Genomic DNA, 22,071 nt, shown 5'->3' on the forward strand with positions numbered 1-22,071 from the left:
TCAGGCCAGGGAGATCAGGTCGGCGTAGTCGTCGCTCCACAGGTCCTCGTCCCCGTCGGGGAGCAGGAGCACACGATCCGGTTCCAGCGCCCGCACCGCGCCCTCGTCGTGGGTGACCAGCACGATCGCGCCCTCATAGGTGCGGATCGCGGCCAGCACCTCCTCACGCGAGGCGGGGTCGAGGTTGTTGGTGGGCTCGTCGAGGAGGAGCACGTTGGCGCTGGAAACGACCAGGCTGGCCAGCGCCAGCCGGGTCTTCTCGCCGCCGGAGAGGACGCCGGCGGGCTTGTGCGCATCATCTCCGGAGAAGAGGAAGGAACCCAGCACGCTGCGGGCCTCGGTGTCGGTCAACTGGGGTGCTGCGGACTGCATGTTCTCCAGCACCGTACGCCGTACGTCGAGGGTCTCGTGCTCCTGGGCGTAGTAGCCCACCTTGAGGCCGTGGCCGGCGACGACCCGGCCCGTGTCGGGTTCGTCGATCCCGGCCAGGATGCGCAGCAGGGTGGTCTTGCCGGCACCGTTGAAGCCGAGGATCACCACGCGGCTCCCCCGGTCGATGGCCAGGTCCACGTCGGTGAACACCTCGAGCGAGCCATAGGAGCGGGAGAGTTCCTCGGCGGTGAGCGGCGTCTTCCCACACGGGGCCGGTGCCGGGAACTTGATCCTGGCCACCTTGTCGGCGGCACGCTCGGCCTCCACGCCCGCCATCATCTTCTCGGCCCGCTTGAGCATCGACTGGGCAGCCGATGCCTTGCTTGCCTTGGCCCGCATCCGGTTCGCCTGGTCGGTGAGCGTCTTCGCCTTCGACTCGGCGTTGGCCCGTTCACGCTTGCGCCGGCGCTCGTCGGTCTCGCGCTGCTTGAGGTAGTGCTTCCAGCCCATGTTGTAGACGTCGATCGTCGCCCGGTTGGCGTCCAGGTGGAGTACCTTGTTGACGGTGTCCTCGAGCAGGTCGTTGTCGTGGCTGATCACGATCAGGCCGCCGGCATACCCCTTCAGGAACTGGCGTAGCCACACGATCGAGTCCACATCGAGGTGGTTCGTCGGTTCGTCGAGCAGCATCGTCTCGGCACCGGAGAAGAGGATCCGCGCCAGTTCGACGCGACGTCGCTGTCCACCGGAGAGCGTCTTCAGGGGCTGTTGCAGGATCCGGTCCTCGATGCCCAGGCTGCTGGCGATCGTGGCCGCCTCCGACTCGGCGGCATAACCGCCCCCGGCATGGAGTTCGTTGTCGGCGCGGGCATAGCGCTTCATCGCGCGTTCGGCCACGACGGGGTCCTCGGAGGCCATCTGCTTCTCGGCCTCGCGCAGCCTGCGGACCACGTCGTCCAGGCCGCGGGCGGAGAGGATCCGCTCCATCGCCAGGACCTCGGGGTCTCCGGTGCGGGGGTCCTGGGGCAAGTAGCCGACCTCGCCGGAGGTCAGCACGTTGCCGGAGGCGGGCTGGGCCTCTCCGGCGAGGATCTTGGTCAGGGTGGTCTTGCCTGCTCCGTTGCGTCCCACGAGACCGACCTTGTCACCGGCCGCCACGCGGAAGTTGACGTCCTCCATCAGGAGGCGAGCACCGGCACGAACCTCAAGTTGCTGGGCGGTGATCATTTCGCTCGCTAGTCTACGGGCGGTACGGCGGCTGCCGTTCATCGCTGTGGCACCAGGAAGGAAGAGCCATGCGCTTCAACCCCAAGGCCAGCATCGGTTCCGGCCAGGTCAGTGGCTCGCGCGGTGGCGGTGGCCGCATGCCGATGCCCAGCGGTATGGCCGCCGGTGGCGGGGGCCTGGCGATCATCGCAGTGATCCTGCTCTTCCTCGTCCAGCAGTGCGCCGGCGTGAACATCCCGGTGATGCCCGGCGGGCCCGACGGCAACAGCCAGGCAGGCGACGAAACGGCGTACGAGCACTGCCTCACCGGGGATGACGCCAACAAGGACGAGGACTGTGCCCGCAAGGCCGTCGCCCTCTCCCTGGAGGCGTTCTGGGCATCGGAGTCCAGCGTGTCCAACTTCCGGGTGGCGCCGATCGTCACCTTCTCCGGGCAGGTCTCCACCGCGTGCGGGCAGGCATCCTCCGCGGTCGGCCCGTTCTACTGCCCCGGTGACCTGACGATCTACCTCGACCCGACCTTCTTCGACCAGGTGCTCGAGGGGCAGCTCGGTGGCAAGGGCGGCGATTTCGTGGAGCCCTACGTGCTGGGCCATGAATACGGCCACCACATCCAGCGGCTGACTGGCCAGATGGAGAACGTCAGGACCCAGCAGGGACCGGACAGCGATGCGGTGAAGCTGGAACTGCAGGCCGACTGCTACGCCGGGCTGTGGGCGCGGGCTGCCGAGTCGACCGAGGACGGATCCGGGGTGGCGATCTTCTCCGAGATTGATGACGCGGACATCCAGGAGGCGCTCTCCGCGGCCTACACCGTCGGCGACGACCACATCCAGGAGGTCACCGGCGGCCGGGTCGACACGGGTTCGTGGACCCACGGCTCGTCCCAGCAGCGGATGGAGTGGTTCAAGCGCGGTTTCGAGTCAGGCAACTTCTCCGCGTGCGACATCTGGTGAAGCCCCGGCGCTAGACCTGGAGTAGTGCCTCCACCTGGCCGAAGAGCCGCTGCACGCTGCGCAGGTATGGCGCGACGCTGGGATGCCGATACTTGCCGGCAAGCGCCCCCGGCCCGTCGGCAACCCTGGCCAGCGCCCAGTCGGCACGGGTGAAAGCGGTGTAGACCGCGTTCACGCTCGCCCCCAGCACCACCTGCTCGGGAGTGGCCAGGCCAACCGGCAGACCGTCGGCGTACGCCTCGGCCAGCACCGGGAAGTCCTCCCGGGCACTCAGCGCCAGGTAGCCCAGGTCGGCACCAACCGGGCCGGCACCCAGCGTGGACCAGTCGATGGCCACCACGTCGTCCCCGCGGCGTTGGAGCAGGTTCCCCGGCACCGGGTCGCCGTGCTGCAGCACGAGCGGCAGCGCCGCGATCCGCTCCAGGTGCACCGCACGCAACTGCCACAACCGGTCGGCGACATCGGCAACCGTGGTCCGGGCGAGGGTCGTCCACCCACCCCTCCGGTCGACCCGGGCCAGGCGGGCAGCCAGCTGGTCACGGGCCAACCACGCAACGTCGGGGATCGGGTTGTCGCCGAAGCGGCCCAGGGCGCGGGCCAGGAACGGTCCCGGCAGCGCGGATGCCTCCACGTGCTCGTGGCACAGGGTGATCCCCGTGTCGTCCTCGTCCACCGCCATGGTCACCACGGCGCGCAGTCCGGTCGTGCCGTCCACGACCCCGGAAAGCGCGACATCGGCGGCGCGGCGCCACCAGGCGAAGTGCATCGGGTCACTGAGTTCACCAGGATCGCCGGGCAGGGGTGCCTGGATCCGCTTGATCACCCGGTCGCCGTCGCGCCAGACGCCGAGGGTCGACGTACCCATGCCACCGGGGAGGCGTTGCCAGCCGGGTCCGGGTTCCCACATGGAGGCTCCCTGGGGTGCGCTCAGGTGTTGACGACCGTCATCCTGACAGACATCGCGTCGATGATGGCGCTTTCCAGCACTGCTCGGCGCGGATCGGCGACGGCAAGCACCTCGGAGCAGGGGCGCAGGTGCGCCAGTCCTGGGTGGTCGAGCACCTCGCTGATCGCGCTCCGGTCACCACCGGTGACCACCAGTTCCGTCCCGGACAGGATCCGCACCGCGTGCCCCGCCGCGGCGGCGTAGGCCTGCCGGGCCTGGTTGTCGCGGCGCCGGGCGAAGCGCTGCTGGCTCTGGCCGCCCGCCTTGGTGCGTCCCTGGACGTGGCGCTGCCCGACCTTGGACTCGACCACGTCGCCGCCACGCAGGCGGGCGACGGCGAATCCGCCCTTGCGCACCAACAGGACACCCCACTGCTCCGGCGGCGTACAAGCCGCGACCAGCAGGTCCACCTCGGGTGCGTCGTCGTACGGGCGATCGAACGGCAAGTGGGCCGTGAAACTGGACCCGTCCTCTGCCCGGCCGGTCAGCGCACCAGCCACCACGGCGAGGGCGGTGGCCCCGTGCCGGGCGGTGAAGTTCTCCACCCAACGGTGCAACCGGGTCGGTGGCACCGTCAGCGACGTCATCGGAGCGTGAAGATCCTCAGACGTTGAAGCCGAGCGCGCGCAACTGCTCGCGGCCGTCGTCGGTGATCTTGTCCGGCCCCCACGGCGGCATCCACACCCAGTTGATCGCGACGTCGTTGACCAGGCCCTCCAAGGCGCTGGTGGTCTGGTCCTGGATCACGTCGGTCAACGGGCAGGCTGCCGAGGTGAGGGTCATGTCGATGACGGCGTTGGACGACTCATCGACATGGACGCCGTAGACCAGGCCGAGGTCGACGACGTTGATCCCGAGTTCGGGGTCGACGACGTCCTTCATCGCTTCGGTGACGTCGTCGGCACTGACCGCCGTTCCGCCAGCGGGCGCCTCGGTGATGTCGCTGTGGTCAGCCATCGGAGTCCTCCTTGATGGGGGTGTTCTGCGAGTCTACGGAAACGATCTGCGCGGTGGCGTCCTTCCAGGCCATCCACGAGAGCAGGGCGCACTTGACCCGGGCCGGGAACTTCGCCACTCCGGCGAAGGCAATGCCGTCCTCGAGGACGTCTTCGTCCGGCTCGACGGTGCCGCGCCCCTGCATCAGCTCCTGGAAGGTGCCCAGGACGGACATGGCTTCCTCCACCGACTTGCCGATCAGCAGGTCGGTCATCACCGAGGCGGACGCCTGCGAGATCGAGCAGCCCTCGGCGTCGTAGGAGATGTCTGCGACCTGGTCGCCGGCCAGGTGCACCCGCAGGGTCACCTCGTCGCCGCAACTCGGGTTGACGTGGTGCACCTCGGCCTCGAACGGTTCGCGCAGGCCCGCGTTGAGGGGGTTCTTGTAGTGGTCGAGGATGATTTCCTGGTAGAGCGTGTCCAGGTCCTGGTTCATCGGGTCATCCCAGCTTGAAGTAGGAGCGGGTGTAGTTCAGGGCTTCGATGAGCGCGTCGATCTCTGCCGGAGTGGTGTAGAGGTACGACGAGGCGCGAGTCGAGCTCTGTACGTCGAAGCGCTTGTGCGCGGGCTTCGCGCAGTGGTGCCCGGCCCGGACGGCGACACCGCGGGAGTCGAGGACCTGGGCGACGTCGTGCGGGTGCACTCCGTCGAGTTCGAAGGAGATCGCTCCCCCACGCCGGGACGCATCCAGCGGGCCCAGGACGGTCAGTCCCTTGATGGTCGCCAGCCCCTCGAGTGCGTACGCCGTGATCGCGTGCTCGTGGTCGCGGATCGCCGCCATGCCCACGTGGCCGAGGTATTCCACCGCAGCGCCGAGCCCGACGGCCTCGACGATCGGCGGCGTACCGGCCTCGAACTTGTGCGGGATCCCCGCGTAGGTGCTGCGCTCCATGGTGACGGTCTCGATCATCTCGCCGCCGCCGAGGAAGGGCGGCAACTGGTCGAGCACCTCGCGCCGACCCCAGAGCACGCCGATCCCGGTGGGCCCGACGACCTTGTGCCCGGTGAAGGCGAGCAGGTCGGCTCCGCACTCGCGGACGTCGACGGGCATCTGCGGCACCGACTGGGAGGCGTCGACGACGACCAGCGCGCCGGCCGCATGTGCCCGGTCCGCGATCTCCCGCACGGGGTTGATCGTGCCGAGCATGTTGGAGACCCAGGTCAGGGAGACGACACGGGTCCGCTCGTTGATCAGTTCGTCGATGTTCGACAGGTCGAGTTCACCGGAGTCGGTGAGCCCGATCCAGCGCAAGGTGGCCCCGGTGCGCTCGGTGAGCAACTGCCACGGGACGATGTTGGAGTGGTGCTCCATCTCGGTGATCAGCACCTCGTCGCCCTCGCCCAGGGCACCGACGCGGTCGCTCCAGTCGCCCTTGGCCCAGGCCAGGGTGTTGGCGACGAGGTTGAGTGCCTCGGAGGCGTTCTTGGTGAAGATGACCTCGTCGCGCGAAGGCGCATTGATGAAGGCCGCGACCTTGTCGCGTGCGGTCTCGAAGGCTTCCGAGGCCTCCGCGCCGAGCTGGTGCATGGCGCGGGCCACGTTCGCGTTGTGGCGCTCCAGGTGGTCGACCATGGTGTCGATCACCACCTGCGGCTTCTGCGACGTGTTGGCACTGTCGAGGTAGACCAGCGGCAGGCCGCCGACCATGGTCCGCTCGAGGATCGGGAAGTCGGCCCGGATCATCTCGAGCTCGCCGAGGAGGCCCTCCATCAGACGGCTGCCTTGAGGTACTTGTCGTAGCCGTGCGCCTCCAGCTCGTCCGCGAGCTCGGGACCACCGGACTCGGCGACCTTGCCGGCGACGAAGACGTGGACGAAGTCGGGCTTGATGTAGCGCAGGATCCGAGTGTAGTGCGTGATCAGCAGGACGCCCTTGTCCTTGGCCTCGGCGAACCGGTTCACCCCGTCGGAGACCACCTTGAGCGCGTCGATGTCCAGGCCGGAGTCGGTCTCGTCCAGCACGGCGACCTTGGGGTCGAGGAGCTCCAGCTGGGCGATCTCGTGGCGCTTCTTCTCCCCACCGGAGAAGCCCTCGTTCACCGAGCGCTGGGCGAAGGTGGCGTCCAGGTCGAGCTTGTCCAGGGTGGTGTTGACGTCCTTCACCCAGGTCCGCAGCTTGGGCGCCTCGCCGTCGATGGCGGTCTTGGCGGTGCGCAGGAAGTTGGAAACAGAGACACCCGGGACCTCGACCGGGTACTGCATGGCCAGGAAGAGGCCGGCGCGGGCCCGCTCGTCGACGGACATCTCGAGGACGTCCTCGCCGTCCAGCTTCACGGTGCCGCCGGTGACGGTGTACTTCGGGTGCCCGGCGATGGAATAGGCCAGCGTCGACTTGCCGGAACCGTTCGGGCCCATGATCGCGTGGGTCTCGCCGTCCTTGATGGTCAGCGTGACGCCCTTCAGGATCTCCTTGGGGCCGTCTTCGGTCTCCACGGTGACGTGGAGGTCGTTGATCTCGAGGGTGCTCATCTCTTCTTCTCTTTCTGCTGAAGTTCGGGTGGTCAGGCGGGACGGATGCCGTTGAGGGACGTCTCGGTGTCGACGTACACGTCGTCGCCGCGGAGCTCGACCGCGAAGGTCGCGATCGGCTCAGTGGCCGGCAGGATCGTCGGCTTGCCGGTCTTGAGGTCGAAGGTCGAGCCGTGCAGCCAGCATTCGATGGTGCAGTCCGCCACCTCCCCCTCGGAGAGGGGGACGTTGGCGTGCGAGCACTGGTCATGGACGGCGTAGAAGTCGTCGCCGTCACGGGCGACGGCGACCGCCAGCCCGTCGATGACGACGCCGAGGGCCTCGTCGCCGGGGACGTCGGCCGCTGCACAGGCCCGGGTGAATCCCATCAGGCGTCCTTGAGGACGTTCTTGGCGAGCTCGGCCTCGACGGTGGCGAGCAGCTGCTCCTCGATCGAGGGGATGCCCACCTTGCGGATCAGGTCGTTGAAGAAGCCGTGCACGACCAGGCGCTGCGCCTCCTTCTCCGGGATGCCGCGCGAGCGCAGGTAGAAAAGCTGCTCGTCGTCGAACCGGGCGGTCGCCGAGGCGTGGCCGGCACCGGCAATCTCACCGGTCTCGATCTCCAGGTTGGGCACGGAGTCGGCCTGGGTGCCGTCGGTGAGGATCAGGTTGCGGTTCTCCTCATACGTCTCGATGCCCTCGGCAACCTTGCGGATCAGGACGTTGCCGATCCACACCGTGTGTGCACCATCGCCCTGCAGGGCGCCCTTGTAGTTCACGTTCGACGTGGTGTGCGGCGCGTTGTGGTCGGCGAAGAGGCGGTGCTCCAGGTGCTGGCCCTCGTCGGCGAAGTAGAGCCCGAGCAGTTCCGCGTTGCCGCCCGGCCCGGCGTAGTCGACGTTGGCGTGCATCCGGACCAGGTCACCGCCGAAGGAGACGGAGGTGTGCTTGACCGAGGCGTCGCGGCCGACATGGATCGCGTCACGGCCGAGGTGGACGGCATCGTCGTCCCAGTCCTGGAGGCTCAGCACGTTGACGTTCGCGCCGTCGCCGACCAGGAAGGACTGGATCGCCGAATAGCGTGCCGAACCGGTGTGCACCAGGACGATCGTGGCGCGGGCGTGGGCGCCGACGCGGTAGACGACCTGCCCCCACACGAGGTCGTCGACCGAGGACCCGGTGAGGCGGATCACGATCGGCTCGTCGGAGGCGAAGTCCGCCGGTACGTCGACCAGCGTCGCACCGCCGGAGAGGCTCGCCGACAGCGCCGCAGGCCGCTCGTTGGGCGCGACCTCGCCGATCTCCCGAGCTTCCGCGGCGGTGATCGTCGAGAGCGTCACACCTTCGGGCAGCGTGGTCTCCCAGGCGAGGGAGGCGTCGGACGCCTCGCCGTCGAGGATGCCGCGCAGCCGCTTGAGCGGGGTGAACCGCCAGACCTCCTCGCGACCGCTCGGCAGCGGGTGGTCGGCCAGGTCGTACGACGCCGGTGGGTTCAGGTGGCTCTCCACCCGGTCGACCTCGAGGGCCGCGCTCACGTTCTCAGCAGTAACAGTCACTTCTTGCTTCCTGGTGGTCTCTGGGTCTTGTCGATGGTCGGGTGCCGGGCTGGATCAGCCGACGGCACCTTCCATCTGCAGCTCGATCAGGCGGTTCAGCTCCAGGGCGTACTCCATCGGGAGCTCCTTGGCGATCGGCTCGACGAACCCGCGCACGATCATCGCCATTGCCTCGTCCTCGGCCATCCCCCGGCTCATCAGGTAGAAGAGCTGGTCCTCGGAGACCTTGGAGACCGACGCCTCGTGGCCCATGGAGACGTCGTCCTCGCGGATGTCGACGTACGGGTAGGTGTCCGAACGGCTGATCTGGTCGACCAGGAGGGCGTCACAGAGCACGTTCGACTTCGATCCGTGCGCACCCTCGTTGACCTGGATCAGGCCACGGTACGACGAACGGCCGCCACCGCGCGCCACCGACTTGGAGAGGATCGAGGAGGACGTGTTGGGCGCGGCGTGGACCATCTTGGCGCCTGCGTCCTGGTGCTGGCCCTCGCCGGCGAAGGCGATCGAGAGCGTCTCCCCCTTGGCGTGCTCGCCCATCAGGTAGACGGCCGGGTACTTCATGGTGACCTTGGAACCGATGTTGCCGTCGACCCACTCCATCGTGGCGCCGGCCTCACAGGTGGCCCGCTTGGTGACCAGGTTGTACACGTTGTTCGACCAGTTCTGGATCGTCGTGTAGCGGCAGCGACCACCCTTCTTGATGATGATCTCGACAACCGCCGAGTGCAGCGAGTCCGAGGAGTAGATCGGTGCGGTGCACCCTTCGACGTAGTGCACGTAGGCGTCCTCGTCGACGATGATCAGGGTACGCTCGAACTGGCCCATGTTCTCGGTGTTGATCCGGAAGTACGCCTGCAGCGGGATGTCCACGTGGACGCCCTTGGGGACGTAGATGAACGAGCCACCGGACCAGACCGCGGTGTTCAGCGCGGCGAACTTGTTGTCGCCGACCGGGATCACGGTGCCGAAGTACTCCTTGAAGAGTTCCTCGTGCTCCTTCAGCGCGGTGTCGGTGTCAACGAAGATCACGCCCTGGGACTCGAGGTCCTCGCGGATCGAGTGGTAAACGACCTCGGATTCGTATTGCGCGGCCACACCGGCGACCAGGCGCTGCTTCTCCGCCTCCGGGATGCCGAGCTTGTCGTAGGTGTTCTTGATGTCCTCGGGCAGGTCCTCCCAGCTGGTGGCCTGCTTCTCGCTGGAGCGGACGAAGTACTTGATGTTGTCGAAGTCGATCCCCGACAGGTCGGATCCCCAGTTGGGCATCGGCTTGCGGTCGAAGAGCTTGAGGCCCTTCATCCGCAGGTCGAGCATCCACTGCGGCTCGCTCTTCTTCTCCGAGATGTCCTGGACGACGGCAGGCGTCAGCCCGCGTGTCGCGTTGGCGCCGGCATCGTCCTTGTCGGCCCAGCCGAACTCATAGCGTCCGATCCCCTTGAGTTCGGGGTTGAGCTCTTCGATGCTCGGGGTGGCGGTCATCAGGACTCCTCGCGGTTGTCGTGGTTCTGGGTTCGTGGGGTGGGTAGGTCCGGAATGTTCGTGGTGCAGACCCCGTCGCCGTGGGCGATCGTGGCCAGGCGCTGGACATGCCGGCCGAGCAGTCGACCGATGACTTCGGTCTCCGCCTCGCACAATTGCGGGAACTCGGCAGCCACCTGGGAGACCGGGCAGTGCTGCTGGCACAACTGCTGTGCCACCGGATGCTCACGCACCGCTGCCGCATAGCCGCCGTCGGTGAGCACCCGCGCCACAGCCTCGACCGGGTCCAGGTCGGGCTCCGCGGCGAGCAGGGCGGTGACGCCCTCCTCGATGATCGCGGCGCGGCGCTGCGCAAAGGCAGTCACGGCCTCATCGCCGCCCTGCTCGGCCAGGAAGCGGAGCGCATCCACGGCCAGGGCGTCGTACTGGTGGTCGAACTCGTCGCGGCCGGCGTCGGTGAGCGCGAAGACCCGGGCCGGTCGGCCCCGGCGCCGCGAGCCGTAGACGCGCTGCTCGCGCGACTCGACGCTTCCCTCCTCGACCAGGTGGTCCAGGTGGCGGCGGACTGCGGCTGGCGTCAACTCGAGCCGGGCAGCCAGGTCAGCAGCGGTGGACGGTCCGTTCTCCAGGATCATCCGGACCACGCGGGCACGGGTCGGAGCGTCCCCCTCGGGGGACACGACGGCGCCACGGATCAATTCCACAACACAAGTGTGACGTTAATGCTCGGGCCGCTTCAAGCAAGGGTCACCTAACCCTCACTGGACCGGGATTCAGTCCTGGGTGCGGTTCCGGAAGGTCCGGATCGCCAGCGGCGCGACGACCAGGGTGATCGCGGTGGTCCAGATCAGCGTGGTCAGCACCGGATGGTGCAACGGCAGGGCCGCGTCGTTGCCCACCGGCCCGGCATTCCCCCACAGTTCGCGCACCGCCTGGACCAGGGACGAGATCGGGTTCCATTCCGCGATCGTGCGCAGCCAGGCCGGCATGTGCTCGGTCGGCGCGAAGGTGTTGGCCAGGAAGGTGATCGGGAACATCGTGGTGAACATCACACCGTTCACCGCCTCGACGGAACGCATCTTCGAGCCGACCCAGATCCCGATCCAGATCATCGCGAAGCCCCACATCAGCAGGAGCACATAGGCCAGCATCGCGTCGAGCACGTTGCCACGGATCCGCCAGCCGATCAGGAGACCGGTCAGCGACATCACCACGATGCCGATGCTGGAGTGGAGCAGGCTGGAGATGCTCCGGCCGACCAGCACGGCAGCGGGGTTGATCGGCAGGGAGCGCATCCGGTCCACGATGCCCTTCTCGATGTCCGCGGTCAGGCCGACGGCGACGATGAAGGAGGCGAACGCCACGGTCTGGCCCATGATCCCGGCCAGGAGCCACTCCCGGTAGCCGGAGGGTGCATTGGTGGCGATCGAACCGCCGAAGACGAAGGCGAAGAGCATCACGAACATCACCGGCTGGATGGTGACGTCCATCAGCATCTCGGGCATCCGCTTGATGTGGATCAGGTTGCGTCGCACGATCACCAGGGACTGTCGCAGCAGTCCGGTGTCGCGGATCTCGGGACGGGCCAGGTCTCGGGTGGTCATCCGGCGACCTCCTCCTCGGTCGGGGCGGTGGGTTCCTCTGCCCGGTGCCCGGTCAGGCTCAGGAAGACGTCGTCAAGGCTCGGCCGCTTCAGGCCGAGGTCATCCAGTTCGATGCTGCTCTCCGCGAAGACGGACGCGATCCGGGTCATGTCGGCCAGGCCTTCAGCGGCCGCGGTCAGTTGGCGCGCAGGTTCCTCCACGTGCACCTCGGCGACCTGGCTGCGCAGCAGGCGTTCCGCCTCGGGCAGGTCGCTGGCGTTGGAGACGGTCACCACCACGGCGGCTCGTCCCGACTGGTCCTTGAGTTGCAGCGGCGTGCCCTCGGCAATCACCCTCCCCTTGTCGATCACCACGATCCGGTCGGCCAGCTGATCAGCCTCCTCCAGGTATTGCGTGGTCAGCAGCAGGGTGGTCCCGTCCCTGACCAGTTCCCGCAACACGTCCCAGAGCTCGACACGCGACCGGGGGTCCAGCCCGGTGGTGGGCTCGTCGAGGAAGAGGACCGGCGGGGTCGCGATCAGGCTGACCGCAAGGTCGAGTCGTCGGCGCATGCCTCCCGAATAGGTCTTCACGATCCGGTCGCCCGCATCGGTCAGCGAGAAGCGTTCCAGCAGGTCGTCGCCCGCCTTGCGGAGGTAGGCAGAGGAGAGTCCGTAGAGGCCGCCGATCAGCCGGATGTTCTCCCGACCGGTCAGCAGCTCGTCCACGGTGGCCGCCTGACCGGTCAGGCCCATGCTGCTGCGGACCAGGCGGGGATGGGTGACCACGTCGTGGCCGGCAACCCGGGCGGTGCCAGCTGTCGGCGTGGTCAGGGTGGTCATCATCCGCACGGTTGTCGTCTTGCCGGCTCCGTTGGGGCCGAGCATGCCCAGCACCGTCCCGGCGGGCACCGAGAAGCTGACCCCGTCGACGGCGACGGTCTCCCCGAAATGCTTGACGAGGCCTTCGGCCTCGATGGCGGGCCCGGGGGCCATCTGGGAAGTCATGCGCGCTCCTGGTGGGTGGGAAGGATTGATCCGGGGAGATGGACCAGCGCTCGCCGCGGAAATCATCGGTCCGGGATGCGCGTGGTCGACGTTACCCGCCACCACCGACACTGCGCGACGGGTTTTGCGGGTCCTGCCTGCTCCATCGCAGAGACGGCTTCCTAGACTGTCCCGGTGCCCTCCTCTCCTGCTGCCGTCGAGATCGAGGGCCTCGTCATGCAGTACGGCGCGAAGACCGCCGTCGACGACCTCTCGCTGATCGTCGAGCGCGGCACCATCACCTCAGTGCTCGGCCCCAACGGTGCCGGCAAGACCACCACGCTCGAGACCTGCGAGGGGTTCCGGCGGGCCCAGCAGGGCACGGTCCGCGTCCTGGGCCTCGATCCCCATGCCCAACGGAGCCAGATGTTGCCGCGGATCGGCGTCATGCTGCAGTCCGGTGGCGCCTGGTCCGGCGTACGCGCGGTCGAGATGCTGCGCCACATCGCCTCCTTGCACGCCCACCCGATGCCGATCGAGCCACTGGTGGAGCGGCTCGGCCTCGGCGACTGCGGGCGTACGCCGTACCGCCGCCTCTCCGGGGGCCAGCAGCAGCGACTCGGCCTGGCCATGGCGATCGTCGGGCGGCCGGAACTGGTCTTCGTCGACGAGCCGACCGCCGGGATGGACCCCGCCGCACGGCGTACCACCTGGGAACTGCTCGAGGAACTGCGGGAAGCGGGCGTCACCATCGTGCTCACCACCCACCACATGGACGAGGCCGAACGCCTCTCCGACCAGGTCCACGTGATCGACCGGGGACGCCTGGTCGCCAGCGGTACGCCGTTCGAACTGACCCGCGCCCGGGAGCAGGCCACGATCCGCCTGGTGGTGACCGAGCCGTTTCCACCCGGCTCGCCGGTCGCACTCCAGCACGCGCTCGGTGAGGGGACCGAGGTCCAGGAGTTGAACGGCCAGAGCCTGCTGATCACCGGGCGCGCCGATTCCTCCACCCTGGCCACCGTGGCGCGGTGGTGCGAGGAGCACCACGTGCTACCCGAATCGATGGTGCTCGCCCAGCGCTCCCTGGAGGACGTCTTCCTGCAACTCACCGGTCGGGAGTTCACGCCGTGACCCCACTCCCCCTCACCCCCGCCCCCGGATCAGCGCCGTTCGCCCGGCAAGTCCTTGCCCAGGCCTCGCTGGAGGCGCGCCTGCTGCTGCGCAACGGCGAACAGTTGCTGCTCGCGGTCGTGATCCCGGTCCTGGCGCTGGTCGGTGGCGTGCTCGCGGCCGAGCGGGTGGGCCTGGACTTCGACGCGACGGCGGTCGACGTGCTCACCCCGGGTGTGCTGGCGCTGGCCGTGATGTCCACGTCGTTCACCTCCCTGGCCATCGCCACCGGCTTCGAGCGGCGCTACGGCCTGCTCAAGCGGCTCGGCGCCTCGCCCCTGCCCCGGCTGGGGCTGCTGTTCGGCAAGGTGCTGGCCCTGCTCGGGGTGCAGGTCCTCCAGGGGATCGTGATCTGCACCGTGGCCGTCCTGCTCGGTTGGAATCCCGGCGGCGGTGTCGCCGGCATCCTCCTTGCCCTGGCCGGTGCCCTGCTCGGCACCCTCGCCTTCGCCGCCCTCGGCCTCGCCCTGGCCGGTGCGCTACGCGCCGAGGCCACCCTGGCCGCGGCGAACCTCGTCTACCTGCTGCTGATGATGGGCGGCGGGATCGTGCTCCCCCGGTCCAGCTACGGCGCAGCCGGGGACTACCTGGCGTTCCTCCCGTCGGCCGCGCTGGGTGACGTGATGCGTGACGGACTGATCGACGGTACGACGAGCGCCACGGCCTTCGTGGTGCTCACGACGTGGGCGGTGCTCGCCGCCGCCCTGGCCAGCAGGAGCTTCACGTGGGAGTGACCATTCCATCCGGCCTGGCGAAGTGGCTGTGGCCCCTGGCCGTCGGCAACATCTTGGCGAACATCGGGATCGTGGTCACCGGAGCCGCGGTCCGGCTCACCGGCTCGGGGCTCGGCTGTCCGACCTGGCCCCAGTGCACCGAGGAGTCGTACCGCCCCCACGGCGAGCTCGGTTGGCACGGTGCCATCGAGTTCGGGAACCGGCTGCTCACCTTCGTGCTGGCCGCCGTCGCCATTGCCTGCTTCCTGGCCGCGCTGGCGTCACGGGACCGGATTGCCATCCGCCTCTCGTTCCTGATCGGCCTCTACATCCCGATCCAGGCCGTCATCGGCGGCATCACCGTGCTGACCGACCTCAACCCGTGGGTCGTCTCGCTGCACTTCCTCTCCTCGATGGTCATCATCATGTTCTGCCTGGCCCTGCTGGACCACCTGCGCAGCCCGACCCGTGCGGAGGCCCCGGCAGCCTCGCGGCTCGTGGCGATGGTCGTCTTCGTCTCCGGCTGGGCGGTGCTCTACCTGGGCACCGTGGTCACCGGAGCCGGGCCGCATGCCGGCGACGAGGACGCGCGACGCAACGGCCTCGACCCCGAAGTGGCCTCCCTGCTGCATGCCGGCTCGGTCGCCGTCCTGGTGGTGGCCACCGTGGTGCTCCTCGTCCTGGCCGTGCGGGCCGGCGACCGCTGGCTCACGGTCGTCACCAGCGCACTGCTGGCGCTGGAACTCGCCCAGGGTGCCGTCGGCTGGGTGCAGTACCTCAACGAACTCCCGGTGCTGCTGGTGGCGGTGCACATGCTCGGCGCCGGGCTGATCGCAGCCGGCATGGCCCGGGTCCTGTTCGCCGTGCGCGCACACGAATCGCACGCGCAGCACACCGGCCGGCTCCTCGCCTGGGCAGCGGGTCTCAGCCGCCGAACGTGATCAGGGGGTCGACCGCGACCGCGACGAAGAGCAGGCTCAGGTAGAGGTTCGAGTTGTGGAAGAGCCGCATCGGCTTGATGTCGGCGAGGACGTCACTCTGCTTGGCCCGCGACCACATCCGGTGCGCCTCGACCAGGAAGACCGCACCGAGCACCGCCGCGCAGATCGGGTAGAAGAGGCCCGTGTCGGCGACCGGCCACAGCAGCAACGAGGTCGCCACCATCACCCAGGAATAGAGCACGATCTGGCGTCCGACCTCGGCGGCCGGCTTGACCACGGGCAGCATCGGCACGTCGACGTTGGCGTAGTCCTCGCGATAGCGCAGGGCCAGTGCCCACGTGTGCGGTGGCGTCCAGAAGAAGACCACCAGGAAGAGGATCACCGGCGTCCAGGCCAGTTCGTTGGTGACCGCCGTCCAGCCGATCAACGCCGGGAAGCACCCGGCCAGGCCACCCCAGACGATGTTCTGGGTGGTCCGCCGCTTGAGCAGCATCGTGTAGACGAAGACGTAGAACGCGTTGGCGCCCAGCGAGAGGCCCGCCGAGAGCCAGTTCACGAAGAAGCCCAGGACCAGCGTCGAGGTGATGGCCAGGACGGTAGCGAAGAGCAGGGCAGCTGCCGGCGAGACGATGTGCCGCGGGAGCGCCCGGCGCCGGGTGCGGCGCATCTGCTCGTCGATGTCGCGGTCGTAGACACAGTTGTACGCCGAGGCGGACCCCGCGGAGAGGGTTCCACCGACGACCGTGGCGACCACGAGCCACAGGTCGGGGACACCGCGGGCGGCGAAGAACATCACCGGCACCGTGGTGAGCAGCAGCAGTTCGATCACCCGGGGCTTGGTCAGCCCGACATAGGCGGCGACAACGTCGCGGATCCCTGCCCGGCCCTCGGCACGCTCGGGAAGTGACGTCTCACCGTCCCGGGAGGGGGCAGGCGTCGAATGTCCGACGTACGTCACGAAAACCTCGAGTGGCAGGAGTTGGATCTTGGAGTACGGCTCCAGGTGAGCCGACGTCAAGTCTATCTCCACCGGACAGTAGGCTCATCGTTGCCGCCGCTGCCAGCAACGAGAGGATCCTCACGTGAGTCCCGAATCCACCCCCCTTGACTGGACCGAACTGGACCGGAAGGCGGTGGACACGGCCCGTGTCCTGGCCATGGATGCGGTGCAGAAGGTCGGCAACGGCCACCCCGGGACGGCGATGAGCCTGGCCCCCGCGGCGTACCTGCTCTTCCAGAAGGTGATGCGCCACGACCCGGCCGACGTCGACTGGGTGGCGCGGGACCGCTTCGTGCTCTCCTGCGGCCACTCCTCGATCACCCTCTACACCCAGCTCTACCTGGGCGGCTTCGGCCTCGAACTCGACGACCTGAAGGCGTTGCGGACCTGGGGATCCCTGACCCCCGGCCACCCCGAGGTGGGCCACACGCCGGGCGTCGAGACCACCACCGGCCCGCTGGGCCAGGGGATCGCCAACGCAGTCGGCATGGCGATGGCCGCACGCCGCGAGCGCGGCATGCTCGACCCGGAAGCCGCACCCGGGGAGTCCCCCTTCGACCGCCACGTCTACGTCATCGCCTCCGACGGCGACCTCCAGGAGGGCGTCAGCGCCGAAGCCTCCTCACTGGCTGGCACCCAGCAACTCGGCAACCTGACCGTGATCTACGACCGCAACCGGATCTCCATCGAGGGTGACACTGACGTGGCGATGACCGAGGACGTAGCGAAGCGCTACGAGGCCTACGGGTGGCACGTGTCGAACGTCGACTGGACCAATGGCGGGGCAGAGTACGTCGAGGACGTCCCGGCGCTGTACGACGCCATTCGCGACGCTGGTCGGGTCACCGACCGCCCCAGCCTGATCATCCTGGACACGATCATCGCCTGGCCCGCCCCGCACGCCCAGGGCACCGAGGAGTCCCACGGCAGCGCCCTGGGCCCCGACGAGGTCGCGGCCACCAAGATGGTGCTGGGCTGGGACCCGGAGCAGCACTTCGAGGTGCCGGCTGACGTCCTCGAGCACACCCGTGCGCTGGGTGCTCGTGGCGCCGCCGCGGGCAAGGCCTGGGACGAGCAGTACGCCGCCTGGGCCGATGCCCACCCGGATGCTGCTGCCCTGCTGCGTCGCACCCGCGCCCGGCAGCTCCCCGACGGACTGGCCGAGGCGCTCCCGCAGTTCCCGGCCGACGAGAAGGGGCTCGCCACCCGCGCGGCCAGCGGCAAGGTGATCAACGCCCTCGCTCCGCTGATGCCCGAACTGTGGGGTGGCTCGTGTGACCTGGCCGGGTCGAACAACACCACGATTTCCGGTGTCCCGTCGTTCCTTCCCGGTGGCCACTCGACCGAGCAGTGGAGCGGCGACCCGTACGCCGGTCGCGTGCTCCACTTCGGGATCCGTGAGCACGCCATGGGTGCGATCATGAACGGGATCACCCTGGGTGGCCTGACCCGGGTCTTCGGCGGCACCTTCCTGCAGTTCGCCGATTACATGCGCCCAGCGGTCCGGCTCGCGGCGCTGATGCAGCAGCCCGCGATCTATGTCTGGACCCACGACTCCATCGGCCTCGGCGAGGATGGACCGACCCACCAGCCGATCGAGCACCTGGCCAGCCTGCGCGCGATCCCCGGCCTGGACGTGGTCCGCCCGGCCGACGCGAACGAGACCGCCGCTGCCTGGCTCGCCGTCCTGGCGCGCACCGACCGTCCGGCGGGCCTGTGCCTGACCCGCCAGGGCGTGCCCACCTTCCCTCGTGGGGATGGTTGGGGTTCCGTGGACGGTGTCGCCCGGGGTGGCTACGTGCTCCTGGATGCCGAGGGAGGTGCACCGGACGTGGTCCTGGTCGCCACTGGCTCGGAGGTGCAGCTCGCCGTTGCGGCCCGCGAGATCCTTGCCGGTCGCGCCGTACGGGCCCGCGTGGTCTCGATGCCGTGCCGGGAGTGGTTCGCCGAGCAGGACCAGGCATGGCGCGACGAGGTGCTGCCGCCGTCGGTGCGGGCCCGGGTGTCGGTCGAGGCCGGCATCGGGATGGGCTGGCGGGAGGTCGTCGGCGATGCGGGACGGATCGTCTCGATCGAGGGATACGGCGCCTCGGCCGACCAGCAGCGCATCTTCGACGAGTACGGCGTCACCGCCGAGGCGGTTGCCGCGGCCGCCGAGGAGAGCATCGCCGCCGTGGCAGGCTGACCCTGCACCGACTGTGGCGTCCGAGCAGAACCGAGCAGTGAGGAAATCATGTCCGAAGCCCTGAAGTCCCTCTCCAGCGCCGGTGTCTCGGTCTGGCTCGACGACCTGTCCCGGGAGCGCCTGGAGACCGGGAATCTGGCCGAACTGGTCACCACCAGGTCCGTGGTCGGTGTCACCACCAACCCGACCATCTTCGCCGGCGCCCTGGCTGACGGTGAGCGCTACACCGCGCAGGTGGCCGAACTCACTGCGGGTGGCGCCTCGGTCGACGAGGTCATCACCACCCTCACCACGGACGACGTACGCGCCGCGTGCGACGTCCTGGCCGAGGTGCATGCTGGCGCCCCTGCCGATGGCCGCGTCTCCATCGAGGTGGAGCCCGGACTCGCCCACGACACCGAGGGCACCATCGACCAGGCCGTCATGCTCTGGTCCCGGGTGGACCGACCGAACGCGATGATCAAGATCCCGGCCACGCCGGCCGGGCTGCCCGCGATCACCGCCGCCACCGCCCGCGGGATCAGCGTGAACGTGACCCTGATCTTCTCCGTCGAGCGCTACCGCGCCGTGATGGATGCCTGGCTCACCGGCCTCGAGCAGGCAGCCGCGGCGGGCCTGGACCTCTCCGGCATCCATTCCGTGGCCTCGTTCTTCGTCTCCCGGGTGGACTCGGAGGTCGACGCCCGGCTCACCGCCAACGGCACCGAGGAGGCGCTCGCGCTTCGCGGCAAGGCCGCGCTGGCCAATGCCCGCCTCGCCTACGCCGCCTTCGAGGAGGTCTTCGACTCCCCCCGTTTCCGGGCCCTGTCCGGGGCGAACGTGCAGCGTCCGTTGTGGGCCTCCACCGGGGTGAAGGACCCGTCCTATCCGGACACGCTCTATGTCACCGGACTGGTCGTGGACGGTGTGGTGAACACCATGCCCGCCGCAACGATGGAGGCGTTCGCCGATCACGGCGAGGTCCAGGGGGACACGGTCAGTGGCCGCGGGACGGAGGCCGCCGCGGTCCTGGCTGATCTGGCCGGGGTCGGCATCGACTTCGATGACGTCCTGACCGTCCTGGAGCGCGAGGGCGTCGACAAGTTCATTGCCTCCTGGAACGACCTGGTCGCCACGGTGCGCGCCCAGATGGAGGTCACAGGTGAGTGAGGAGTCCGTGGCCAGCGGGCCCGGATACCTGCTGCGCTTCCGGATCGCCGACACCACGGCGTACGACGCGCTGCTCGATCGGCTGATCGCGGATCGCGTGGCGAGCAGGCTGAGTGCCGGCGATCCCACGCTGTGGGGGCCAACGGCCGAGGAGGAGGCTGCGCGGCGCCTGGGCTGGATCGCGCTCCCCCGCACCTCGCGTCCGCTGGTTGCCGAGATCCTGGCGCTGCGCGAGGACCTGATCGCACGGGGGCTGGACCGGTTCGTGCTCTGCGGCATGGGTGGGTCCTCTCTTGCGCCGGAGGTGATCACCACCGCCGCCGGTGCTCCCCTGGAGGTGCTCGACTCCTCCCATCCCGACTCGGTGCGCCTGGTCGTCTCGCGCGACATCGAGCGGACCGTGGTGATCGTCTCCAGCAAGTCGGGCAGCACCGTCGAGACCGACAGCCACCGGCGCGTCTTCGCCGAGGCGTTCGCCGCCGCTGGGATCGACCCTGCTGAGCGGATCATCATCGTCTCCGATCCCGGATCCGAACTGGACCGGGTTGCCACGGCGGACGGGTGCCGCATCTTCCGTTCGGACCCCGAGGTGGGCGGTCGTTACTCCGCACATTCCGCGTTCGGCCTGGTGCCCGCTGGCCTGGCCGGCGTCGACATCGCCCGCCTGCTCGACGAGGGCGAGGAGGTGATGGGTGCACTGGCCCGCGATGACCGGGACAACCCGGGCCTGCGGCTCGGTGCGCTGCTGGGCCTGGCGGCCTCCAGGGGGATCGACAAGTTGATCCTGGCCAGTGCCGGTGCGGTCTATTCCGGCCTGGGCGACTGGATCGAGCAACTCATCGCCGAATCCACCGGCAAGCAGGGCAAGGGCCTCTTGCCGGTCGTCGTCGGCGCCACCGACTCCCCCAACTTCGCCTCCAGCAGCCCGGATTCACTCCTGGCCAGCTTCGGGCCGGACTTCCCCTTCACCCGGACCGGACCGACCTCGGGCCTGGGTGTCTCCATCGATGCCGGGCTCGGGGCCCAGATGCAGATCTGGGAGTTCGCGACGGCCGTCGCCGGTCGGGTCCTCGAGATCAATCCCTTCGACCAGCCGGACGTGGAGAGTTCGAAGGCGGCCGCACGGAAGATGCTCGGCGGCGAAGAGTCCGCACCGGAGCCCCGCTTCGTCGAGGACGGCATCGCGGTCCACGCCGGGGACTGGCTCCCGGCTGGGGTCTTCAGTGTCTCCGGGGCGATCCGGGCACTGCTGGAACAGCTCGACCCCGACCACGGCTACCTGGCCGTCCAGGCCTATCTGGACCGCCACACCGACTCCTCGCTGGCCGCCGTACGAGCCGCCCTGGCCGCCCGCACCGGGCGCCCGGTGACCTTCGGCTGGGGACCACGCTTCCTGCACTCGACGGGGCAGTACCACAAGGGTGGACCCGCGGCCGGCGTCTACCTGCAGGTCAGCACCGAGCCGGACGCCGACCAGGGCATCCCCGGCCGCGACTTCTCCTTCCAGGACTTCATCGTCTCCCAGGCCGTCGGTGACGGGCTCGTCCTGGCAGAGAAGGGCCGGCCGGTGCTCCGCCTGCACCTGCAGGATCCGTTCGGTGGCGTGCCACGGCTCCGGGACATGCTGCAATGAGCGAGCACCTGCAGGTCCACCCCGACGCCGCCACCCTTGCCGAAGCCGTGGCCGAGGCGCTGGTTGCCCGCCTGGTGGAGATCCAGGCCGAGGGCCGCACGCCGGTGGTCGGCTTGACCGGCGGGACCATCGCTGCTGCCGTCCACCGGCGCCTGGCCTCCTCGATGAACGGCCTCGACGTGGACTGGGACGACGTCGACTTCTGGTGGGGCGACGAACGGTACGTCGCAGCGGACAGCGAGGATCGGAACGCCGGTGCTGCGCGTGAGGACTTCCTGGAGCCGGTGGAGGCCGACCTGACCCGGATCCATGAGATGCCGGCGGTCGATTCCGGGCTCAGCCTCACCGAGGCAGCAGCCGCCTATGCCACGGAGTTGCGGGAGTTCGGCGGCGGCACCTTCGACGTGCTCTTCCTCGGCATCGGTCCCGACGGCCATGTTGCCTCCCTCTTCCCCCACTCGACGGCGGTGACGACCGCGGGAGCGGTGACGGTCGCCGTACCGGACTCCCCCAAGCCCCCCGCCGAGCGGATCACCCTGACCCTGGAGGCCCTGGGGCGCAGCGACCAGGTCTGGTTCGTGGCCTCGGGTCAGGAGAAGGCCCAGGCGGTTGCCCGGGCCCTGAGTGCTGGTCCGGTGGAGGCCGTTCCGGCGCGAGGGGTCCGCGGCCTGACCTCGACAACCTGGTGGCTGGATGCCGCGGCCGCCTCGGCACTGGAGTGA

22 protein-coding genes are annotated in these 22,071 nt (G+C 68.9%); 8 read left to right on the forward strand and 14 right to left on the reverse strand.

Going from position 1 to position 22,071, the window contains the following annotated elements; genetic code table 11:
• Positions 1 to 1,599 carry a ribosomal protection-like ABC-F family protein gene (abc-f, locus tag Q9R27_RS16820; protein ID WP_311253559.1) on the reverse strand — a complete coding sequence of 533 codons (1,599 nt, stop codon included), beginning with the start codon at positions 1,597 to 1,599 and terminating at the stop codon, positions 1 to 3.
• A 68-nt stretch (positions 1,600 to 1,667) separates the two neighbouring features.
• Between abc-f and Q9R27_RS16825 the strand changes: the two genes are divergently transcribed.
• On the forward strand, positions 1,668 to 2,555 hold the full coding sequence (locus Q9R27_RS16825) for a neutral zinc metallopeptidase (protein ID WP_311253560.1): 888 nt from the start codon (positions 1,668 to 1,670) through the stop codon (positions 2,553 to 2,555).
• Between the two features lie 10 nt (positions 2,556 to 2,565).
• Here the strand turns inward: Q9R27_RS16825 and Q9R27_RS16830 are convergent, their stop codons facing one another.
• From Q9R27_RS16830 to Q9R27_RS16885, 12 genes are all read right to left on the reverse strand, one after another.
• Positions 2,566 to 3,462, reverse strand: a complete 897-nt coding sequence (locus Q9R27_RS16830; protein ID WP_311253561.1) for a phosphotransferase — start codon at positions 3,460 to 3,462, stop codon at positions 2,566 to 2,568.
• Positions 3,463 to 3,482: 20 nt separating this feature from the next.
• Positions 3,483 to 4,088 carry an acVLRF1 family peptidyl-tRNA hydrolase gene (locus Q9R27_RS16835; RefSeq protein WP_311253562.1) on the reverse strand — a complete coding sequence of 202 codons (606 nt, stop codon included), beginning with the start codon at positions 4,086 to 4,088 and terminating at the stop codon, positions 3,483 to 3,485.
• Between the two features lie 16 nt (positions 4,089 to 4,104).
• Positions 4,105 to 4,458: a metal-sulfur cluster assembly factor gene (locus Q9R27_RS16840; protein WP_311253563.1), complete on the reverse strand. Its 354-nt coding sequence runs from the start codon at positions 4,456 to 4,458 to the stop codon at positions 4,105 to 4,107.
• Positions 4,451 to 4,933: a Fe-S cluster assembly sulfur transfer protein SufU gene (sufU, locus tag Q9R27_RS16845; protein ID WP_311253564.1), complete on the reverse strand. Its 483-nt coding sequence runs from the start codon at positions 4,931 to 4,933 to the stop codon at positions 4,451 to 4,453. The genes Q9R27_RS16840 and sufU overlap by 8 nt, the downstream gene beginning before the upstream one ends.
• A 4-nt stretch (positions 4,934 to 4,937) precedes the next feature.
• Positions 4,938 to 6,209 carry a cysteine desulfurase gene (locus tag Q9R27_RS16850; protein ID WP_311253565.1) on the reverse strand — a complete coding sequence of 424 codons (1,272 nt, stop codon included), beginning with the start codon at positions 6,207 to 6,209 and terminating at the stop codon, positions 4,938 to 4,940.
• Positions 6,209 to 6,967 (reverse strand): Fe-S cluster assembly ATPase SufC, encoded by a 759-nt coding sequence (sufC, locus tag Q9R27_RS16855; RefSeq protein ID WP_311253566.1) that lies wholly within the window; start codon positions 6,965 to 6,967, stop codon positions 6,209 to 6,211. The genes Q9R27_RS16850 and sufC overlap by 1 nt, the downstream gene beginning before the upstream one ends.
• A gap of 32 nt (positions 6,968 to 6,999) precedes the next feature.
• Positions 7,000 to 7,335 (reverse strand): non-heme iron oxygenase ferredoxin subunit, encoded by a 336-nt coding sequence (locus Q9R27_RS16860; RefSeq protein ID WP_311253567.1) that lies wholly within the window; start codon positions 7,333 to 7,335, stop codon positions 7,000 to 7,002.
• Positions 7,335 to 8,504 (reverse strand): Fe-S cluster assembly protein SufD, encoded by a 1,170-nt coding sequence (sufD, locus tag Q9R27_RS16865; RefSeq protein ID WP_311253568.1) that lies wholly within the window; start codon positions 8,502 to 8,504, stop codon positions 7,335 to 7,337. Before sufD ends, Q9R27_RS16860 begins: the two co-directional genes overlap by 1 nt.
• A gap of 54 nt (positions 8,505 to 8,558) precedes the next feature.
• On the reverse strand, positions 8,559 to 9,986 hold the full coding sequence (sufB, locus tag Q9R27_RS16870; RefSeq protein ID WP_311253569.1) for a Fe-S cluster assembly protein SufB: 1,428 nt from the start codon (positions 9,984 to 9,986) through the stop codon (positions 8,559 to 8,561).
• Positions 9,986 to 10,690 (reverse strand): metalloregulator ArsR/SmtB family transcription factor, encoded by a 705-nt coding sequence (locus tag Q9R27_RS16875; protein ID WP_311253570.1) that lies wholly within the window; start codon positions 10,688 to 10,690, stop codon positions 9,986 to 9,988. The genes sufB and Q9R27_RS16875 overlap by 1 nt, the downstream gene beginning before the upstream one ends.
• A gap of 69 nt (positions 10,691 to 10,759) precedes the next feature.
• Positions 10,760 to 11,590: an ABC transporter permease gene (locus tag Q9R27_RS16880; protein ID WP_311253571.1), complete on the reverse strand. Its 831-nt coding sequence runs from the start codon at positions 11,588 to 11,590 to the stop codon at positions 10,760 to 10,762.
• Entirely contained in the window at positions 11,587 to 12,576 is a 990-nt protein-coding gene (locus Q9R27_RS16885) for an ATP-binding cassette domain-containing protein (RefSeq protein ID WP_311253572.1), read from the reverse strand. The genes Q9R27_RS16880 and Q9R27_RS16885 overlap by 4 nt, the downstream gene beginning before the upstream one ends.
• Before the next feature lie 174 nt (positions 12,577 to 12,750).
• Here Q9R27_RS16885 and Q9R27_RS16890 point away from each other — a divergent pair, with 174 nt between their 5' ends.
• The 3 genes from Q9R27_RS16890 to Q9R27_RS16900 are packed head-to-tail and all read left to right on the forward strand — an operon-like array spanning position 12,751 to position 15,382.
• Positions 12,751 to 13,689, forward strand: a complete 939-nt coding sequence (locus Q9R27_RS16890) for an ABC transporter ATP-binding protein (RefSeq protein ID WP_311253573.1) — start codon at positions 12,751 to 12,753, stop codon at positions 13,687 to 13,689.
• On the forward strand, positions 13,686 to 14,462 hold the full coding sequence (locus Q9R27_RS16895; RefSeq protein WP_311253574.1) for an ABC transporter permease: 777 nt from the start codon (positions 13,686 to 13,688) through the stop codon (positions 14,460 to 14,462). The genes Q9R27_RS16890 and Q9R27_RS16895 overlap by 4 nt, the downstream gene beginning before the upstream one ends.
• Entirely contained in the window at positions 14,453 to 15,382 is a 930-nt protein-coding gene (locus tag Q9R27_RS16900; protein WP_311253575.1) for a COX15/CtaA family protein, read from the forward strand. Before Q9R27_RS16895 ends, Q9R27_RS16900 begins: the two co-directional genes overlap by 10 nt.
• Here the strand turns inward: Q9R27_RS16900 and Q9R27_RS16905 are convergent.
• Entirely contained in the window at positions 15,366 to 16,340 is a 975-nt protein-coding gene (locus Q9R27_RS16905) for a heme o synthase (RefSeq protein ID WP_397220003.1), read from the reverse strand. The two genes, Q9R27_RS16900 and Q9R27_RS16905, sit on opposite strands and share 17 nt — an antisense overlap.
• Positions 16,341 to 16,464: 124 nt before the next feature.
• On the opposite strand from Q9R27_RS16905, the gene tkt reads away from it, so the two are divergent.
• From tkt to pgl, 4 genes are read left to right on the forward strand one after another with little or no spacing between them, the layout of a single operon-like run.
• Positions 16,465 to 18,567, forward strand: a complete 2,103-nt coding sequence (gene tkt / locus Q9R27_RS16910) for a transketolase (RefSeq protein WP_311253576.1) — start codon at positions 16,465 to 16,467, stop codon at positions 18,565 to 18,567.
• A gap of 48 nt (positions 18,568 to 18,615) precedes the next feature.
• Complete coding sequence (gene tal / locus Q9R27_RS16915; protein ID WP_311253577.1) at positions 18,616 to 19,716, forward strand: transaldolase; 1,101 nt, start codon at positions 18,616 to 18,618, stop codon at positions 19,714 to 19,716.
• Positions 19,709 to 21,349 (forward strand): glucose-6-phosphate isomerase, encoded by a 1,641-nt coding sequence (locus tag Q9R27_RS16920; RefSeq protein ID WP_311253578.1) that lies wholly within the window; start codon positions 19,709 to 19,711, stop codon positions 21,347 to 21,349. Before tal ends, Q9R27_RS16920 begins: the two co-directional genes overlap by 8 nt.
• Positions 21,346 to 22,071, forward strand: a complete 726-nt coding sequence (gene pgl, locus Q9R27_RS16925) for a 6-phosphogluconolactonase (RefSeq protein ID WP_311253579.1) — start codon at positions 21,346 to 21,348, stop codon at positions 22,069 to 22,071. The genes Q9R27_RS16920 and pgl overlap by 4 nt, the downstream gene beginning before the upstream one ends.

The sequence above is a fragment of the Nocardioides sp. AE5 genome (genome assembly GCF_031844485.1).
In the GTDB taxonomy this organism is placed as follows: Bacteria; Actinomycetota; Actinomycetes; order Propionibacteriales; family Nocardioidaceae; genus Nocardioides.

Coding starts and splice junctions, on each gene's coding strand:
- Q9R27_RS16825 (WP_311253560.1), top strand. CDS start 1,668: ATGCGCTTCAACCCCAAGGCCAGCATCGGTTCCGGCCAGGTCAGTGGC.
- Q9R27_RS16835 (WP_311253562.1), bottom strand. CDS start 4,088: ATGACGTCGCTGACGGTGCCACCGACCCGGTTGCACCGTTGGGTGGAG.
- sufC (WP_311253566.1), bottom strand. CDS start 6,967: ATGAGCACCCTCGAGATCAACGACCTCCACGTCACCGTGGAGACCGAA.
- sufB (WP_311253569.1), bottom strand. CDS start 9,986: ATGACCGCCACCCCGAGCATCGAAGAGCTCAACCCCGAACTCAAGGGG.
- Q9R27_RS16860 (WP_311253567.1), bottom strand. CDS start 7,335: ATGGGATTCACCCGGGCCTGTGCAGCGGCCGACGTCCCCGGCGACGAG.
- Q9R27_RS16880 (WP_311253571.1), bottom strand. CDS start 11,590: ATGACCACCCGAGACCTGGCCCGTCCCGAGATCCGCGACACCGGACTG.
- tal (WP_311253577.1), top strand. CDS start 18,616: ATGTCCGAAGCCCTGAAGTCCCTCTCCAGCGCCGGTGTCTCGGTCTGG.
- pgl (WP_311253579.1), top strand. CDS start 21,346: ATGAGCGAGCACCTGCAGGTCCACCCCGACGCCGCCACCCTTGCCGAA.
- Q9R27_RS16850 (WP_311253565.1), bottom strand. CDS start 6,209: ATGGAGGGCCTCCTCGGCGAGCTCGAGATGATCCGGGCCGACTTCCCG.
- Q9R27_RS16885 (WP_311253572.1), bottom strand. CDS start 12,576: ATGACTTCCCAGATGGCCCCCGGGCCCGCCATCGAGGCCGAAGGCCTC.
- Q9R27_RS16830 (WP_311253561.1), bottom strand. CDS start 3,462: ATGTGGGAACCCGGACCCGGCTGGCAACGCCTCCCCGGTGGCATGGGT.
- Q9R27_RS16840 (WP_311253563.1), bottom strand. CDS start 4,458: ATGGCTGACCACAGCGACATCACCGAGGCGCCCGCTGGCGGAACGGCG.
- abc-f (WP_311253559.1), bottom strand. CDS start 1,599: ATGATCACCGCCCAGCAACTTGAGGTTCGTGCCGGTGCTCGCCTCCTG.
- sufU (WP_311253564.1), bottom strand. CDS start 4,933: ATGAACCAGGACCTGGACACGCTCTACCAGGAAATCATCCTCGACCAC.